This window comes from Achromobacter xylosoxidans, from assembly GCF_002192695.1.
Lineage (GTDB): Bacteria > Pseudomonadota > Gammaproteobacteria > Burkholderiales > Burkholderiaceae_B > Achromobacter > Achromobacter xylosoxidans_C.
The window spans coordinates 111,003-126,450 of the sequence record NZ_MTLG01000122.1 but is presented as its reverse complement, the minus strand read 5'-3'; the positions used below and the strand labels follow the sequence as shown (position 1 = coordinate 126,450).

The following is a 15,448-nucleotide window of genomic DNA, read 5'->3' as shown; positions in this document are numbered from 1 at the left end:
ATTAAGTTTTGGAATATATGAGCACCACGCGAAGCTCTATATTCCTACTAAATACTTCTAAATATTACATTATATAGCGTTGCGGGCGTGCTCCCCTACTACCTTCCCTCAGGACTGTGAACTAAGAAAGGGGAGAGTTGACAGTAAGCAGAAGTATCACGCGAAATTGTGACGCGTATTGTAGAACCACGTAACTTATTTGGGCCTGAAAAATCAGACTTTTACAAGCTGACCGCTCATCAAGCGGGTCTGTTGTGCGCCACAGCAACAAATACGATGCTGTTCCGGATACTGGAGACTGGGCCGATCAACCTTGGATGAGGCCGGATCCTAATGATCGATACAGTCTGACCAAGCAGGTCATCAGGACTGCCGCCAAGGCCCCAAGCCAGGCCACGGCCCATCCAGCGGCTGCCCAGTCCATCTGCCCGTTGTAGATGGATGGTGGTGCGAGGAAATGCATGGCGATCAGCACGGCAAGGACAAAGGCGATCATTTTCAAGTTGATAGTGAACCGGATTGCGTTCGACCCGGTCCAGAGAGTCAGGCAGAAGTACAGGAGCGTGCTCGCCGCATATGAAATGGCGAAATAGTCGAGCGAATGGCTGCTGGACGAGTACATGTAAGAGAGAAACGCGACGCTATTGCTGATGGCTGCCAGCACGACCAATTGCTTCAGGTGCCCGAGTACCTCGAATTTCTTCTGCGAATAGAGCGCAAGGGTACTTAACATGATACCCAGGCCAATGAGAACCGCCCGGAAAAATGATACGTGCTGCAGGTCAGGCGAAAAGTGCGTCAATTGTATTTTTGCGAATGACGCATAGACGAATATCGCGAACAGAAACAGCACGACCAGAAGCGTGGTCGAGAACCTGATCAGCTGGGAAAGCTCCTCTTCCTTTTTTTCACGGAACAGCCGGAAAATCATGGAATGGGCGATCAGCATGATCGGCATGGAAATGAATCCTGAAATGCCGATCAAGAGGTCTTTCGTGAACGCATAGCCCGCCACGCCCGGCCCTTCCACGCGGCCAAGGAAGAAGCGGTCGGTGTAGCTATTGACCAGCATCAGCGAAAACCAGATGAACATGGGGCCGCCATAGGCCAGCAGCTTGGAATTCTCAAGCGCAGGTTCCTTCGCCGCCAGGCGGCGCTGGCGCTTGCGCAATACGCTGGTAAACCAGGTCCAGTGAATATACAGAAGCAGGGTAATGAGGCCGGCCAGGAACCCCGCGCCATAACCTGCGACGGACACCGCGAGTGAATGGGTGTTGGACAGAATCGCGTAGGCGGCGAACAGCAATTGGGTAATGCTGAGGGTGATCGCGCTGATGACCTGACTGCGCATCCGCCGCTCGGGTTGGAATAGGGCGACGGCTACGTAGAAGAGCCCTTGCGCAGCAGTCAGGAACAAGACGCTCGCGCTTAGGGCCCGATCATGAAACAGCGATAGAAAGATGCCTGAGGTGATCAGGGCCGTCAGCGAGGCCGAAACAATGGCTATCCGCAACACCTGTGTGACGAATGCCGCTTTCCCTTTGCGCAAGGGGAAGTAAAAGATGATCGCGCTGGCAATCCAGCTTGAAGCTATCTGCGCGCCGATCACGCCCGCGGCAATCGCGGCGGAATAGGTTACATAATCGTTGGGCGGAAAGTTCATGTACATGGCGACCATGTACACGATCATGGACAGAGCCGGGAAAACTTTCACTGCGAGGTATAGGAAGAGGCCCCGTATCATGCCAAAACTATTCAGTAAAAAAGAAGGGTCGATGGTTGTCGCGGCTCCCGCATCTCACGGGCGCTCCTGCTGCTCCGAATCCTGAAAAATAGTTCGGACCAGTTTTTTTCCTTGTTGCAGGGCGGTCTTGTGCTGCCGACAGAAGGCGGCTGCGCCCTGCGCGGATAGCTGGGCGGCACTGTAATTCACGCCTGCGTTGCTTCGCAGGCATTCGGCCAAGCCTTCCGCAGTGACGTCATCCAGAACGAGCAGGTGTGCATAGTACTCCTGTGGGATGCCAGGCAGGCGGGAAGAGACCACGGGAACGCCCGTGGCCATGTATTCCAGCAGCTTGGATGGAAAGGAATATTGCAGATAGGCGTCGCCCGGGATGCGCGCATTGACCAGAAAGCTGGCGTTGCGCGACAGCGCCTTGACGTCTTCGGGCGGAATGCTGCCCAGGTAGTGTATGTGGGGGTGTTCGCTCGCGGCCCGGCGCACGGCTGCGTTCATGGAGCCCGCCCCGCATAGGACCAGATGGACCTCGCCGCCCAGTTGCTTGACGGCCTCGATGAGAATGCCTACGCCATAGGGCTCAGCCAGGCCGCCAGCGTAGAAGACAAAGCCCTTGGTCAGCCCGTATTTGTTCAGAATCTCGGCATCTTGCTGGTTCTGTGCTTCATCAGGCGCATCGCTGGCTTCCGCCACGCCCTCCAGGACTGCCGTTCGTTTGCCGCTCCAGGAGGGGCGCGATTGGACCAGTTCGGAGGTGATTCCTATGATGCCCGTCGCCCGGTCGCTCAGGCTCAACACCAGCGATGTGTCGATCCGCTTCAGGAAATTGAATAGGCGGCTGCGTTTGACGCCGACATTCATGTACTGCGGCAGGTCGGGGACATAGATATAGAAGGGGATCCGGAACCACTTGGAGAGGATCGCCGCAGAAAGCACCAGAGGAGTGTGCAGTGAGTACACCAGGATGGCCGAGGGACGCTCACGCTTTTGGCGCAGGCACCGCCAGCCAGCCCTCAGGATGGAGATGGTGCGTGACATGTGGCTGAGAAAGGGCATGTTGATGTAGCCGACAGCCTGGGCTTGCTGTCCGTGGGCGTCGACGCCTTTGAATGCCTTCAGCAAGACGGTACGGTTGCGCGGAAAGATCCGCGCGGGGTACAGGCCGATCGTTTCGACCTCGACGTCGTTTTGCCGCAGACCGTCTACGATCCGTGATTCGAGCTTGCGCGCGGCGTACTGATGGTTCTTCTCCGCCTTGTCGTGCAGGTCGAAATACGCCTGGGGGCAAAAGAAACCCAGGTGCAGCAATCGCTTTTTTTCAGACACGATTTTTTTTTCCCGTTATCGCATTCAGGGTATGGATTTGTGCGCGGAATGCGCGGAGAAACCACTTGGCGCAGACATGGCCAGGAATAACGCGGTCAATGTCGCATAGAGGCCTATGGTGCGCATGCCCCGGAACATCAGTTCGGTGAGGCCGAATGCTGCAAACCCCAGGCAGACGACGAGCCCCATGGCGGCTGCGGATTTGCCGTCCGGGCTGCGTTGGCGCATGCGCCTGAGGAAATAGGCGCCAGGCGCAAGATATATGGCAAGCAACGCTGCAAGCCCTGGCAGGCCGTAGTTGGCCATGGCATACAGCAGGTCGTTGTGAGGCTCGCCAAAGTTTGCCGCAACCGTCGGCGAAACCTTGCCGTGCGCGGCCTGTTCCTGCAATTTTTCAGGGAACAGGCTGCCGCTGCCATTGCCGGTAAGCGGAGCGGCGCGGAACATTCTCCAGGCCGCGGACCATAACTGAAGCCGCGTGCATATGGAGGTATCAGCCAATTTGTCGTTGCGGCATTGAACGACTTCGTTGGCCGCCAGTTCTACGCGGCTGCGCAAATCGTGATTGGCGTAGAGGACAGCCGCGCAGCCAGCAATGACCGCGACGAATATGCCCGCCTTCAAGACCCAGCGTCGTTGCCCGGCCAGCGCGAGCGCCACCAGGGAAAAGACGGGGACCGCCAGCCAACCGCCGCGGGTCAACGTCAGCGCGAAGGCATAGATCGCCACACCGCCCGTGACAAGTTTTGCGGCGGCTTCAAGCCTGGGCCAGCGTGTTGTGCGCAATCCGAGCGCGAACAGCATGAGCACGCCCAGAAGCAAGGTCAGGTTGCCGTAGGAGACAGCGTTGTACTCCTCGGGCTCTGGCCGCTCGCCAGTGATCCAGGCTAGATGGATGATGGTGATGCTGGCGACCCAGGCGGCTGCCGCGAGGCCCCACAAAGTGAGTTTGAGCCTTTCGCGGTCGATTTGCGCCAGGCTGGCGACGATCAATGCTATCGCCCAGAACCGGAGGCCGCGTTCAAGATCCGACCCATGCAATCTGGAATCCAACAAGGCAGAACTGAGGAGCGGCGTCAGCGGAACCAATGCCAGCAACGCAACCAGCGGCCAGTAGCTATGCCAGTACGGAGTGCAAGATGGTTTGGATTGGCGCGCCGCCAGGCACAGGCCGACCAGGCTGAAGACGCAGGCCGCGTAGAACGCAACGCTGCCCCCGCGGCTAGTGCTGACAGTCAGGACCGGCAGCAAGCCGATACAAAGCAGCAGGGCTACATCGCATGCGTTCTTGACTGCCCGGGGGGACTGAGGAGGCGTGGCGACGTCCATGGAAACAATCCTGGGGCAAATACTGATTGGTAGTGGCGTCGTGCTTGGAAGGACAAACTAACCAGGTGCCGGGGCATTCGGGGGCAGGTTGCCCCGATGCCGTTTGCTCGCCAGCGGTTCGATCAGTATTTTTTCCACACGGTACGATTCACGTAGTCCGTATAGCTATGGATGATCCGCACCACTTTTTCCGCCACGTTAGGCATGCTGTAGTCGGCCACCTGACGCAGGCTGCGCTCGGCTCCCCGGCCCTGCTTCTCCAGGATGGAGAGTCCTTGCAGCACACGGTCCAGCTCCAGGCCGACCATCATGACGGAAGCTTCCTCGAAGCCTTCAGGGCGTTCGTGGGCTTCGCGAATATTAAGTGCGGGAAAATTGAGAATGGAAGATTCTTCCGTGATGGTGCCGCTGTCGGAAAGCACCGCGCGGGCGTCTTTCTGCAGTTTGACATAATCGTGGAAGCCAAGAGGCTTGAGCAGACGCACCAGCGGATCAAACTGTAGCTGTTGCGCGTCAATACGCTTTTGCGTGCGCGGATGCGTGGAAACGATCACGGGCTTGCCGTAAGTCGTGGCCAGGCCATTGAAGATGTCCGCGAGCTTGCGCAGATTGATCTCGGAATCGACGTTCTCTTCGCGGTGAGCGCTGATGACAAAGTACTCGCCTTCGGTCAGACCCAGCCGCGAGACAGCGTCCGAGGCGTCGATCGACGGTGCGTAGTGCGTCAGCACCTCGAACATCGGGCTGCCGGTCTTGATGACGCGGTCCGGAGGGCAACCTTCGGCCAGCAGATATTCGCGGGCAATGCTGCTGTAAGTGAGGTTGATGTCGGAAGTATGGTCGACGATACGCCGGTTTGTTTCTTCCGGCACACGCTGATCGAAACAGCGGTTTCCGGCTTCCATGTGGAAAATGGGAATCTTGCGGCGCTTGGCAGGAATGGCGGCCAAGCAGCTATTGGTGTCACCCAAGATCAGGACGGCTTCGGGCTGCGTTTCGGCCAGAACCTTGTCGACGGCAATGATGACGTTGCCGATCGTCTCGGCGGCGGTGCCTCCCGCTGCGTTGAGGAAATGGTCCGGGCGGCGGACGCCGAGATCACTGAAGAAGATCTCGTTCAGTTCGTAGTCGTAGTTCTGGCCGGTATGGACGATGATGTGGTCACAGTATTCGTCCAGCTTGGCCATGACGCGCGACAAGCGGATGATTTCGGGGCGCGTACCAAGGACGGTAACGACTTTGAGTTTCTTGGTCATCTTGGATAATTAAACTTTGTGGCCGATGGTGTCGGGATTCTGCCGGTCGAAGATCTCGTTCGCCCATAGCATGACGACCATGTCGCCCTCGCCGATATTGGTGATGTCGTGCGCCCAGCCCGGAATGGTCTCGACGATGGTGGGCTCGTCGCCGTTGGTGAGGATTTCGAACGTCTCGTCGGTGACGATATGGCGGAAACCGAAACGAGCCGAGCCCTTGATGACCAGAAACTTCTCGGTCTTGGTGTGGTGATAGTGGCCGCCGCGTGTGATGCCGGGGAGCGCGGTGAAAAACGAAAACTGGCCAGCGTCGGGCGTCTTCAGCATCTCGACGAAAACGCCGCGCTGGTCACCGTACTTGGGTACGGTGTACGCGAATTGCGCCGGCTCCAGATAGCTCATGTAGGTCGAATACAGGGCACGCGTGAACCCAGTACCCACGCGAGGCGTGATGAGCGTCTGACGGCTTTCCTTGAAACCGCGGATCTCGTCGGCCATGTCGCCGACGGTGGTGGAATAGACCGGTTCGACTTCCACGTACCCGTTAAGACCGGGTTCTTCGGCGAGCAAGGCGATCAGTGCCTTACAGACATCGTCCACGTACACCAGGCGCACCTTGGCCGCAGGATCATTGATGGTGATCGGCAGATCGTGCGCGATGTTATGGCAGAAGGTTGCCACCGCGGAGTTGTAGTTCGGGCGGCACCATTTGCCGAACACATTGGGAAGCCGGAACAGGCGCACCGACGAGCCAGTCTGGCGCCCATAGGCCAGCAGCGCTTCTTCGGCCGCCAGCTTGCTGGCGCCGTAGGGATTTTCCAGCTCTGCCTGGATCGATGAGGTGTAGGCGATCGGCAAGGGGCGCTGACGCTTGGCGGCGAAATCGATCAGCGACTGCGTCAATCCCAGGTTGATTTCCTTGAACTCGGCCGGATCCTTGGGACGGTTCGAACCGGCCAGATGAAAGACATAATCCGCTTCCTGGACCATGGCTTCCAGCTGCGCCAGCGTATGCTCGCGCGTGAATGCGAGCACTTCGAAATCCTTGCGTTCGCCCAGCAATACACGCAGGTTCTTGCCGACAAATCCGTTGGCGCCGGTGATAAGCAGCTTCATTTAACCCTCGGCTTCGGGGATGTCGTTGCGCTCGATGGCCTGGATGAAATCGAGCTTGCGCAGCAAGGCCACCATGCCGGCCACGTCCAGGCGTTCGGTATTGTGCGAGTTGTAGTCCTCGTATTGCGAAATCTTCGGTTCGCCTTGTTCGACGAACTTGCCGTAATTGAGATCGCGCAGATCGGGCGGCACGCGGTAGTAACCGCCCAGGTCCTCGGCGGCAGCCATTTCTTCGCGGCTCAACAGCGTTTCATAGAGTTTTTCGCCATGCCGCGTACCGATGACGTTGATCGGATGCTCTGGCTTCTTGAGGATGGCGAGCAGGGCTTCGGCCAGGGTTTCGATCGTGGCGGCGGGGGCCTTCTGCACAAAGATATCGCCGTTCGTGCCATGCTCAAACGCATACAGCACCAGATCCACCGCATCTTCCAGCGTCATCATGAAGCGGGTCATGCCGGGATCGGTGATCGTGAACGGCGTGCCGGCGCGGAACTGGTCGAAGAAGAGGGGGATGACCGATCCGCGCGACGCCATGACGTTGCCATAGCGGGTCCCACAGATCACGGTGCCCTTGCCGTCGAGGTTGCGCGACTTGGCAACCATCACTTTTTCCATCATTGCCTTGGAGATGCCCATGGCGTTGATCGGATAAACGGCCTTGTCGGTGCTCAGGCACACGACGCGGCTTACATTATTGACAATGGCTGCTTCGAGTACGTTCTCGGTGCCCAGGACGTTGGTCCGCACAGCCTCCATCGGGTGGAATTCGCACGAAGGGACTTGCTTGAGCGCTGCCGCATGAAAAATGAAATCGACGCCGCGGGTAGCGTTCAGGATGCTTGTGTAGTCGCGCACATCGCCGATGTAGAACTTCAACTTCGGATTGTTGAAGCGCTTCCGCATGTCGTCCTGCTTCTTTTCATCGCGGCTGAAAATGCGGATTTCGCCGATATCGGAATTAATGAATTGCTTCAGAACGGCATTGCCGAAAGAACCCGTGCCTCCGGTTATTAGCAAGGTCTTGTCGCAGAAAGTTTTATTGCTCATGGCTTATATATACTAATTATGGCAGCGGGTTTATCTAATTGAATTCAGGACGGAGTATATTCAATCACGAGCTTCTTGAGCATCGCCTTGGGGGCCATCTCGTCGCCCGTAGTGAAAGAATGTTCCATGCTTTCGAGTTCTTTCATCAATTCGTCATAAGGAATGCTATGTTCCTTCGACTGCATGATGCGAGGGTGTTGCGTAGGCGAGACATCTCCACCGATCAGGAGTTCTTCGTAGAGTTTCTCTCCGGGGCGTAGGCCCGTGATCCGGATTTCGATGTCGCCGTCGGGGAATTCCGGCGTACGGACGGTCAGGCCATGCAGTTGAATCATGCGTTTGGCCAGGTCGTATATCCGGACCGGCTCCCCCATGTCCAGGACGAAGACCGAGCCCGAGGCGCCCATGGCTCCTGCCTGCAGCACCAATTGTGCTGCTTCCGGGATGGTCATGAAGTAGCGGGTAATGTCCGAATGTGTCAAGGTCACCGGCCCGCCGTTCTGGATCTGCCGATTGAACAGGGGGACGACGCTGCCCGAGCTGCCCAGCACATTGCCGAACCGCACCATCGAGAAACGGGTGCCGGTCTGGATGTCCGCCAGTGCCTGCAGCACCAATTCGGCCAGGCGCTTGGTTGCGCCCATGACATTGGTGGGCCGGACAGCCTTATCGGTGGAAATCAGCACGAAATCCTTGACGCCGGATTCGATGGCGGCGCGGGCGAAGGACAGGGTGCCGAAGGCATTGGTGCGTATGCCCTCGCGGATGTTGTGCTCGACCAGGGGAACATGCTTGTAGGCTGCTGCGTGATAGATGGTCTCGACGCCATACTTGCGCATATGTTCCGCGCAATTCCGCTGATCGCCCGTGGAACCCAGCAGCAGCACGATCTCCACGTTCTGCGCGTTGATCCCGGCGAGGTCCTGGCCGATGGTGTACAGGGCGGGTTCAGAGATTTCCAGCAAGACCAGGCGGCGGGGCTGCAGCGCCAGGATCTGGCGGCACAGTTCGGAGCCGATGGAACCGCCTGCGCCGGACACCATGACCACATGCCCAGTTACATATCGACCCAGCAGTGCAGGCAGCGGCGCCACGGCATCGCGGCCCAGGAGGTCTTCGATCTGGAGGTCGCGAGCTTTCAGGCCGCCAGCCTGGTCGACCATTTCGTGCAGATTCGGCACAATCCGGACCCGGATGCTGTGCTGCGAACCGATCTCCACCATGTTGTTGATTTGTTCGCGCGAAGCCGTAGGCTTGGCAATCAAGATTTGACCGATATTGTGGCTTTCCACAAGTTCGCCCACGTCGCTCGTCGGGTAGGTGCGCAGGCCAGCGGCCATCAGACCGGTTTTATCCCGGTCGTCGTCGACCAGCGCGATCGGGCGGTAGTGCGAACTGTTGCGCAAGGCGAGCGCCAATTGGCTGCCAGCCGGGCCTGCGCCATAAATAAGCACGCGCACGACGCTGTCCCGCGGGACATCGCCAAGCCGGTGGCGCGGAAACAAGATCTTGATGGCCGCCAACCGTACGCCCAGCAGCAGCACCAGGGACACGACGCCGTAAATGGTCAACACGCCGCGCGAAAGCCCGGAGGACATCTGCAGAAAGAGGCTGCAGGCGGTGACCGTCATGATTGAAACCAGGACGCCCCCTACAATGACAAGGGCTACGCGGTCCGTCATGTATCGCAGCACATATTGATACGTGCCGAATACGACGAGTGCGAAGATGCCGCTGGCGCAGGCGGCAAATGACAGCAAAAGATAGTCGGGTGTCGTAAAAAACAGCTCGAAACGAAGCCATAATGCCAACTGGAATGCGCCAAACAGAATCAGCGCGTCCAGCGAAATGGCAAGGGCTCTTTTGGCCGATCTCGGCAGGTCAACGAGGGCTTGCCGAACTGCACCGATTGAGGTACGCAAAGTCACACCGACTGATAAAGAGAGTTTGGGGGGTGCGTGATTGTATCAACACGCCGTCGGGGTGGAGTAACCGCGCCCGCGCCACAGGCGGGCGTGGGTGCCGAGAGCGGCTTGCGCGATGTGGGCATCCAAGGGTGCTGCAATATGCGGCGCTCAAGGGGTGTAGGATGCGAAAACTAATGGGGGTCGCATTACTCGTTTCTGGGCTTGCAGGCAGGCGGAGATTCGGCGAGACGGTCCTGCACGTTCGAATGTCCTGTTGGCAATGGGCGAGGCGTGCCTTTTTTTGAACAACAATTTACGAAAATGCGATGAGCAAAATACTAGTTACCGGCGGCACGGGATTTGTCGGGCAGCGGGTGGTGCGGGATCTGTTGGCGCAAGGGCACTCGTTGCGCCTGTTGACACGCCGGCCTCTGGACGACGAGCGGGTCGAAGTGCGCAATATTCCGGATATGGAGGATGAAGCGGCGCTGCTGGAGGCCATGTCGGGGATGGAGGCGGTCTGCCATCTTGCGGGCCGAGCCCACGTGCTGGGCGCCCCGCCTGCCGACCACGAACTTCTGTTTGAGCAAGTGAACGTGGAATGGACTTGCAGACTGGCCGACACCGCCTTTCGTTCCGGAGTGAAGCGCTTCGTGTTCGTCAGTTCCATCGGCGCGGTGGGAACGTCCAGCGAGGCGGGGGCTCCGTTGACCGAGCAGACGGAATGCCGCCCGACTACGCCTTACGGCAAGTCCAAATTGAAGGCGGAGCAGAAGCTGGCCGAGCTGGCGCAGCGCCATGGTGCCGAACTGGTGATCGTCCGGCCTCCGCTGGTTTACGGCAAGGGCGCGCCGGGCAATATGGCGCGGATGGCCCGTTGGGTTCGGGCCGGCGTGCCGCTGCCCTTGCGCAACGTGCGCAACCAACGCAGCTTGGTGCATGTGGATAACCTGTCGGCCGCGCTATTGGCTTGCTTGCAGCATCCTGATGCGCCTGGCCATGTATTCCATGTACGGGACCTGCAGGACTATTCGACACCCGATATTTTGCGTGGCGTGGCCAAGGATGTCGGTCGGCCTGTGCGTTTGGTTCCTTTCCCGTCTTTCATGTTGCGCATGTTGGCGCAGGCTGCGGGCCAGCGTGGCGCATATGAGCAGCTCACGGGCACCTTGCAGGTCGACGACGCTTCCATCCGCAAAACGCTGCAATTCATGCCCAGATCCTTGCCGTTCGAAGTTGTCTGAGCCGGTATGGAAATAGATTTTCGGCGTTTTTTCCGAGGCGTTCCGGCCTGAAGGGCGGCTCTTGGCCAGATGAAACGCGGCCGCATGACGGGTGCAGTTTGTTGTAAATTGCCGAAATTCTTCGCTGCGGATGCCATCCTGCATCAGCGGATGATTTCGACTCCGCGTCATGCGGTCTTTTGTGCTTTTGTCAATGCCAACACGCATCCTCATTGTCCGCACTTCTTCGCTAGGCGATCTGGTGCACATGCTGCCCGCCATATCCGATATCGCCCGGCATGTGCCGGACGCTGAGATCGACTGGATTGCAGAAGAAGCTTTTGCGGACATCCCGGCATGGCATCCCGCAATCAATGAAGTCATCAAGGTGGCCCATCGGCGCTGGCGCAAGGCCTGGTGGTCGGCGCAAGTCCGGGCCGAGCGCCGCGCGCTGAAAGAGCGCCTGCGGTCCAAGCAGTACGACATCGTGCTCGACATGCAGGCCTTGCTGAAATCCGCCTGGCTGGTGCGCCAGACCCGTGGCGTGCGGCATGGACTGGACTGGCGTTCGGCGCGCGAACCACTGGCGTCGCTGTTCTACAACGTGCGGCACCGGGTGGAGTTCTGGCAGCCGGCGGTGATCCGCCAGCGCAAGCTTGCCGCGTTGACGTTCGGCTACCAATACGCCGGCGCGCCCGATTTCGGCTTGCAGGCCTTTGCGCGCCAGGCGACGCAGGCCGCGGCGGATCCCGTGCTGGAAGTCGGCAGCGAGGGCCTGAACGTCAGCGACCTGCCGCGTCTGCACCATTTGGATACGGACCGCGGCTACGCCGTGATCATGCCGTCGGCCAGCCGCGACGACAAACTCTGGCCGGAAGAAGACTGGCGCGTCGTGTTCCGCCGCCTGCGCGAGGCCGGCTGCACCCTGAAATTGCTGGCGGGGAACGAGCAGGAAGCCGAGCGCGCCCGGTTGCTGATTGCCGGCATGGACGGCGCCGAGGTGATGCCCCGCATGGACCTGAGCGCGGTGGCGCGCCTGCTGGCCGGGTCCCGCCTGATGGTGGGGCTGGATAGCGGCCTGACCCATCTGTCGGCCGCCCTGGGCCGGCCCACCATCGGCATATACCGTGCCTCCACGCCGGTGCGCACGCCGCTGGTCGGTTCCAGCTACACCGCCAGCCTGGGCGATCGCGGGGCTTCGCCGTCGCGCGAGGCCGTGATGGCGGCGGTGGAGCAGGCCTTGGCCGCCCAGTGACATGAACCGCGGCGTCTACTCTCTGGCGCTCAGGGCTCTGTCACCGCTGGTCTGGCTCTGGATGGGCCACCGCGCCCGGCGCGCGGGCGGTCAATGGGAGATCTTCTCTGCTGAACGCTTCGGCCACGCCGCGCCTGTCGTTGCTGCTGATGCGATTGCCGCGGCCTGGACGGCTCCGGTCTGGGTGCATGCCGTCAGCCTGGGCGAGACGCGCGCCGCGCAGCCTCTGCTGCAGGCCTTGCTGGACCGGGGGCTGCCGGTGCTGCTGACGCACATGACGGCCACCGGCCGGGCCGAGGGCGCGCGCCAATACGCGGAGGCCATTGCCCGCGGGCAGTTGCGCCAGGCATGGCTGCCCTACGATTTTCCCGGGGCCACCCGCCGTTTCATGGCGGCCTGGCGGCCGCGCTGCGGCTTGCTCATCGAACGCGAGATCTGGCCGAACCTGCTGGCGGCCGCGCGCGGCGCGGGCGTGCCCATGGCGCTGGTCAGCGCGCGGTTTTCGGCGTCGTCGCTGCGGCAGGCGGGCAGGATGGGCGGCGTGATGCGCGAAGCGCTGGGCGGACTGGACTCGGTGCTGGCGCAGACCGCCGAGGACGCCGACAGGCTCGTGCAGGCAGGGGCGCCGCAGCCCGTCGTGACGGGCAATCTGAAATTCGATCTGGTTCTGCCAGCGGCCCAGGTTGCCGCGGGGCAGGCTTGGCGCGAACGGCTGGGCCGGCGCGTGGTGGCGGTGGCCAGCACGCGCGAGGGCGAGGACAGCGGTTTCATCGAGGCCATCAAGCGCCATGCCGCCATGCCCGGCGCGCCGCTGTTCCTGCTGATCCCGCGCCATCCGCAGCGCTTTGACGAGGCCGCGCGCCTGCTGTCGGAGGCCGGGCTGCCCTATGTCCGACGCTCCGAGGGCCTGGAACCCGGGTCGCAGACGGCGGTGCTGCTGGGCGACACGCTGGGCGAGATGGCGTTCCACTATGCCGCTTCGGATGTGGCGATCGTGGCGGGCAGTTTCGCGCCGCTGGGCGGGCAGAACCTGATCGAGGCCTGCGCGGCGGGTGTGCCGGTCATCGTCGGCCCGCATACCTTCAATTTCAAGCAGGCGGCGGAAGACGCGGTCGCGGCGGGCGCTGCCTTGCGCGCGGCCGATGCCGGCCAGGCAGTGGATGCGGCGATGGCGCTACTGGCCGACGAGCCGCGCCGCCAGCGCGCGGCAGAGGCGGCGCTGGCGTGGTTCCGCATGCATTCCGGCGCCACTGGGCGCACGCTGGACGCGCTGGAACCTTGGCTGGGAGCAGGAAAGGCGGGCTAGCGCCCGTTTCCGCAGGCGTGTGCGCCGGACGGGCCTTCAGGGCGCGGCGCGGGGAGGCGCCGTCTTGGGGACCAAGGTCACCGCGTCTGGATTGAGTTCCTGGTTGAAGCGGCGCGGATCGCGCCCTTCGTCCTCGGGGCGTGTGCCCAGCCAGCCCTGGCCCAGCGCATAGACCCCCAGATTCGCCAGCAGGATGAGGATGAAGAGCACGCGCATGGCCGGGGTCTCCCGTTCAGGCTTCGGCGTCCAGGGTGGCGCGCGCGACCGCGGCCAGGCCGTCCAGGACGGGGTGATCCAGATAGATGGGCACGGGCGCCGCACCGAAGGTGCCGCCCGCGTCCGCCAGCAGGCGTTCGATTTCCTGGTGCACTTCGGGCCAGCCGCCGCCCGCCGCATAGATCTGCGGCGTCTGGCCGTAGCGCTGGCGTCCGGCCAGCCATTGGCGCACGACGGCGCCGGCCTGCGCGGCGGCGATGCCGGAGGCGATGGCTTCGTGCGTGTCCGTGGGATAGGCCACGACCTGGCCGTTGGCGATGGGGAGATTGGCGGTGCCGTGGGCCAGGGCGCTGCGCATCATGGCCGGGCCCGGCAGGATCAGGCCGCCGGCGAAGACATTGTCGGGGCCGACGGTGTCGATGGTGGTGGCGGTGCCGAAGCTGGCCAGCACGAAAGGCGGGTGCGCCCCGGGCAGGCGCGACAGCACGCCCAGCAGCGAAGCCCAGCGGTCGGCGCCCAGTTGGGTGGGCGTTTTGTAGCTGTTGACCAATCCCAGCGTGGCCGCCTGCGATGGCGACCAGGTCACTGCGCAGCCGTGCTTTTGCAGGATGGCGGCGATGGCCGCGCCGCGGGCCTCGCCGGCCACATTGACGCCCAGCGCGCGCAGGGCGCGGCGCGGCAGGGCGGCCAGCCAGCGGTCCAGGGCGTCCAGGTCCAGGCCGTCGAAGGCGACCGCCGCGGGCTCGCGCGGCGTGTCGGGGTTGCTGGCATCCAGCCAACCCACCTTGAGACGGCTGTTGCCTGAGTCGATGAGAATAATCATGCTTGGCGTCGAATCGAGATTTCACCGACCAGGATCGGTTGGATGCCGTCGGGCGTTTGCACCAGCAGGCGGCCTTGTTCGTCCACGCCGCTGGCGGTGCCTTCTAGAAGAATAGCGCCCTTGTCCAGCACGTTGACCTTGCGGCCGGCCAAAGCGTCCACCTGATCGAAACGCTGCCTGAAGGCGCCAAAGCCTTCGCGTTCCAAAGCCCGGACCGCTTCCAGCCAGGCCATCGCGCTGGCGCAGACCAGGTCGGCGGCGCTGGCCTGGCGGGCGGCGCCCGCCTGCACCTGGCTCCAGTCGGCGACGTCGCGCTCCAGCGCGAGCGACAGCCGGACGGCGTCGGTCAGGTTCACGCCCATGCCGATGACGACCGTGTGGCCGGCTTCGCTGCCGCCGGGATTGCGGGTGGTCTCGACCAGCACGCCCGCCAGCTTGGCGTCGTGCCATTGCACGTCGTTGGGCCACTTCATGCAGAGCCCGGTGGCTTGCGGGCCGGCGACGGTGCGCAGCGCCTCGCAGGCGGCGATGCCGGCCAGCGGCGACAGCGCTGGCAGTTGCGCGGGCGGCAGGTGCACGTCGAACGCACAGGAGAACATCAGCGTGGAGCCCGTGCGGTTCTGCCAGGGGCGGCCGGCGCGGCCGCGGCCGGTTTCCTGCAGGTGCGTGCCCAGCAGCCAGGGCTTGCCGCCGGCGCCTGCGCGCGCGCGGGCCAGGAGGTCGGCATTGGTCGATCCGGTGCTGCCGATCCAGGAGACGTCCTGGAAGGCGGGCAGGCGCGTGCTGAGCGTACCGGCCAGGGTTTCCGGCGCGGGCAGGTCGATGGGGCTGGCTTGAGCGGGCATGGCGGCGATTGTAGGGCACGCGGCCCGGGCTCGCGGTCGGCCGGCGCCAGCGTTTATGATT

General features: G+C 61.9%; 13 protein-coding genes. 3 read left to right on the top strand and 10 right to left on the bottom strand.

Features of this window, described 5'->3' with window-relative positions; all coding sequences use genetic code 11:
- Window positions 1-307: 307 nt before the first annotated feature.
- The 7 genes from BRO63_RS31020 to BRO63_RS30990 all read right to left on the bottom strand — a co-directional run bounded on the left by BRO63_RS31020 (window position 308) and on the right by BRO63_RS30990 (window position 9,740).
- Window positions 308-1,690 carry a hypothetical protein gene (locus BRO63_RS31020; RefSeq protein ID WP_143219529.1) on the bottom strand — a complete coding sequence of 461 codons (1,383 nt, stop codon included), beginning with the start codon at window positions 1,688-1,690 and terminating at the stop codon, window positions 308-310.
- 108 nt (window positions 1,691-1,798) lie between these two features.
- Window positions 1,799-3,064 (bottom strand): glycosyltransferase, encoded by a 1,266-nt coding sequence (locus BRO63_RS31015; RefSeq protein ID WP_143219528.1) that lies wholly within the window; start codon window positions 3,062-3,064, stop codon window positions 1,799-1,801.
- Window positions 3,065-3,088: 24 nt separating this feature from the next.
- Window positions 3,089-4,393, bottom strand: coding sequence for an O-antigen ligase family protein (locus BRO63_RS31010; protein ID WP_088143405.1), 1,305 nt, complete (start codon window positions 4,391-4,393; stop codon window positions 3,089-3,091).
- Between the two features lie 122 nt (window positions 4,394-4,515).
- Window positions 4,516-5,649: a non-hydrolyzing UDP-N-acetylglucosamine 2-epimerase gene (gene wecB / locus BRO63_RS31005; protein WP_088143404.1), complete on the bottom strand. Its 1,134-nt coding sequence runs from the start codon at window positions 5,647-5,649 to the stop codon at window positions 4,516-4,518.
- Window positions 5,650-5,658: 9 nt separating this feature from the next.
- The gene (gene wbjC / locus BRO63_RS31000) at window positions 5,659-6,765 is read right to left on the bottom strand and encodes a UDP-2-acetamido-2,6-beta-L-arabino-hexul-4-ose reductase (RefSeq protein ID WP_088143403.1); all 1,107 of its coding nucleotides are present in this window, start codon (window positions 6,763-6,765) and stop codon (window positions 5,659-5,661) included.
- Window positions 6,766-7,812, bottom strand: a complete 1,047-nt coding sequence (locus tag BRO63_RS30995) for a polysaccharide biosynthesis protein (RefSeq protein ID WP_088143402.1) — start codon at window positions 7,810-7,812, stop codon at window positions 6,766-6,768.
- Window positions 7,813-7,856: 44 nt separating this feature from the next.
- Window positions 7,857-9,740: a polysaccharide biosynthesis protein gene (locus BRO63_RS30990; protein ID WP_306425695.1), complete on the bottom strand. Its 1,884-nt coding sequence runs from the start codon at window positions 9,738-9,740 to the stop codon at window positions 7,857-7,859.
- Between the two features lie 305 nt (window positions 9,741-10,045).
- Here BRO63_RS30990 and BRO63_RS30985 point away from each other — a divergent pair, with 305 nt between their 5' ends.
- From BRO63_RS30985 to BRO63_RS30975, 3 genes are all read left to right on the top strand, one after another.
- Window positions 10,046-10,963 carry an NAD-dependent epimerase/dehydratase family protein gene (locus BRO63_RS30985; protein ID WP_088143401.1) on the top strand — a complete coding sequence of 306 codons (918 nt, stop codon included), beginning with the start codon at window positions 10,046-10,048 and terminating at the stop codon, window positions 10,961-10,963.
- A gap of 193 nt (window positions 10,964-11,156) precedes the next feature.
- Complete coding sequence (gene waaC, locus BRO63_RS30980; protein ID WP_088143400.1) at window positions 11,157-12,197, top strand: lipopolysaccharide heptosyltransferase I; 1,041 nt, start codon at window positions 11,157-11,159, stop codon at window positions 12,195-12,197.
- Between the two features lies 1 nt (window position 12,198).
- Complete coding sequence (locus BRO63_RS30975; protein WP_088143399.1) at window positions 12,199-13,503, top strand: 3-deoxy-D-manno-octulosonic acid transferase; 1,305 nt, start codon at window positions 12,199-12,201, stop codon at window positions 13,501-13,503.
- Between the two features lie 36 nt (window positions 13,504-13,539).
- On the opposite strand, the gene BRO63_RS30970 is transcribed toward BRO63_RS30975, so the two are convergent.
- Genes BRO63_RS30970 through BRO63_RS30960 form a run of 3 tightly spaced genes read right to left on the bottom strand, consistent with a single transcriptional unit; the run spans window position 13,540 to window position 15,387 of the window.
- Window positions 13,540-13,719, bottom strand: a complete 180-nt coding sequence (locus BRO63_RS30970) for a hypothetical protein (RefSeq protein ID WP_088143398.1) — start codon at window positions 13,717-13,719, stop codon at window positions 13,540-13,542.
- Window positions 13,720-13,735: 16 nt separating this feature from the next.
- Complete coding sequence (locus BRO63_RS30965) at window positions 13,736-14,542, bottom strand: type III pantothenate kinase (RefSeq protein WP_088143397.1); 807 nt, start codon at window positions 14,540-14,542, stop codon at window positions 13,736-13,738.
- The gene (locus BRO63_RS30960; protein WP_088143396.1) at window positions 14,539-15,387 is read right to left on the bottom strand and encodes a biotin--[acetyl-CoA-carboxylase] ligase; all 849 of its coding nucleotides are present in this window, start codon (window positions 15,385-15,387) and stop codon (window positions 14,539-14,541) included. Before BRO63_RS30960 ends, BRO63_RS30965 begins: the two co-directional genes overlap by 4 nt.
- Between the last annotated feature and the right edge of the window lie 61 nt (window positions 15,388-15,448).

What these genes read in the sequence shown, in the direction of transcription:
- BRO63_RS31020 (WP_143219529.1), bottom strand. Translation starts at nt 1,690, where the DNA reads ATGATCGTGTACATGGTCGCCATGTACATGAACTTTCCGCCCAACGAT.
- BRO63_RS31010 (WP_088143405.1), bottom strand. Translation starts at nt 4,393, where the DNA reads ATGGACGTCGCCACGCCTCCTCAGTCCCCCCGGGCAGTCAAGAACGCA.
- wecB (WP_088143404.1), bottom strand. Translation starts at nt 5,649, where the DNA reads ATGACCAAGAAACTCAAAGTCGTTACCGTCCTTGGTACGCGCCCCGAA.
- wbjC (WP_088143403.1), bottom strand. Translation starts at nt 6,765, where the DNA reads ATGAAGCTGCTTATCACCGGCGCCAACGGATTTGTCGGCAAGAACCTG.
- BRO63_RS30995 (WP_088143402.1), bottom strand. Translation starts at nt 7,812, where the DNA reads ATGAGCAATAAAACTTTCTGCGACAAGACCTTGCTAATAACCGGAGGC.
- BRO63_RS30985 (WP_088143401.1), top strand. Translation starts at nt 10,046, where the DNA reads ATGAGCAAAATACTAGTTACCGGCGGCACGGGATTTGTCGGGCAGCGG.
- waaC (WP_088143400.1), top strand. Translation starts at nt 11,157, where the DNA reads ATGCCAACACGCATCCTCATTGTCCGCACTTCTTCGCTAGGCGATCTG.
- BRO63_RS30975 (WP_088143399.1), top strand. Translation starts at nt 12,199, where the DNA reads ATGAACCGCGGCGTCTACTCTCTGGCGCTCAGGGCTCTGTCACCGCTG.
- BRO63_RS30970 (WP_088143398.1), bottom strand. Translation starts at nt 13,719, where the DNA reads ATGCGCGTGCTCTTCATCCTCATCCTGCTGGCGAATCTGGGGGTCTAT.
- BRO63_RS30965 (WP_088143397.1), bottom strand. Translation starts at nt 14,542, where the DNA reads ATGATTATTCTCATCGACTCAGGCAACAGCCGTCTCAAGGTGGGTTGG.
- BRO63_RS30960 (WP_088143396.1), bottom strand. Translation starts at nt 15,387, where the DNA reads ATGCCCGCTCAAGCCAGCCCCATCGACCTGCCCGCGCCGGAAACCCTG.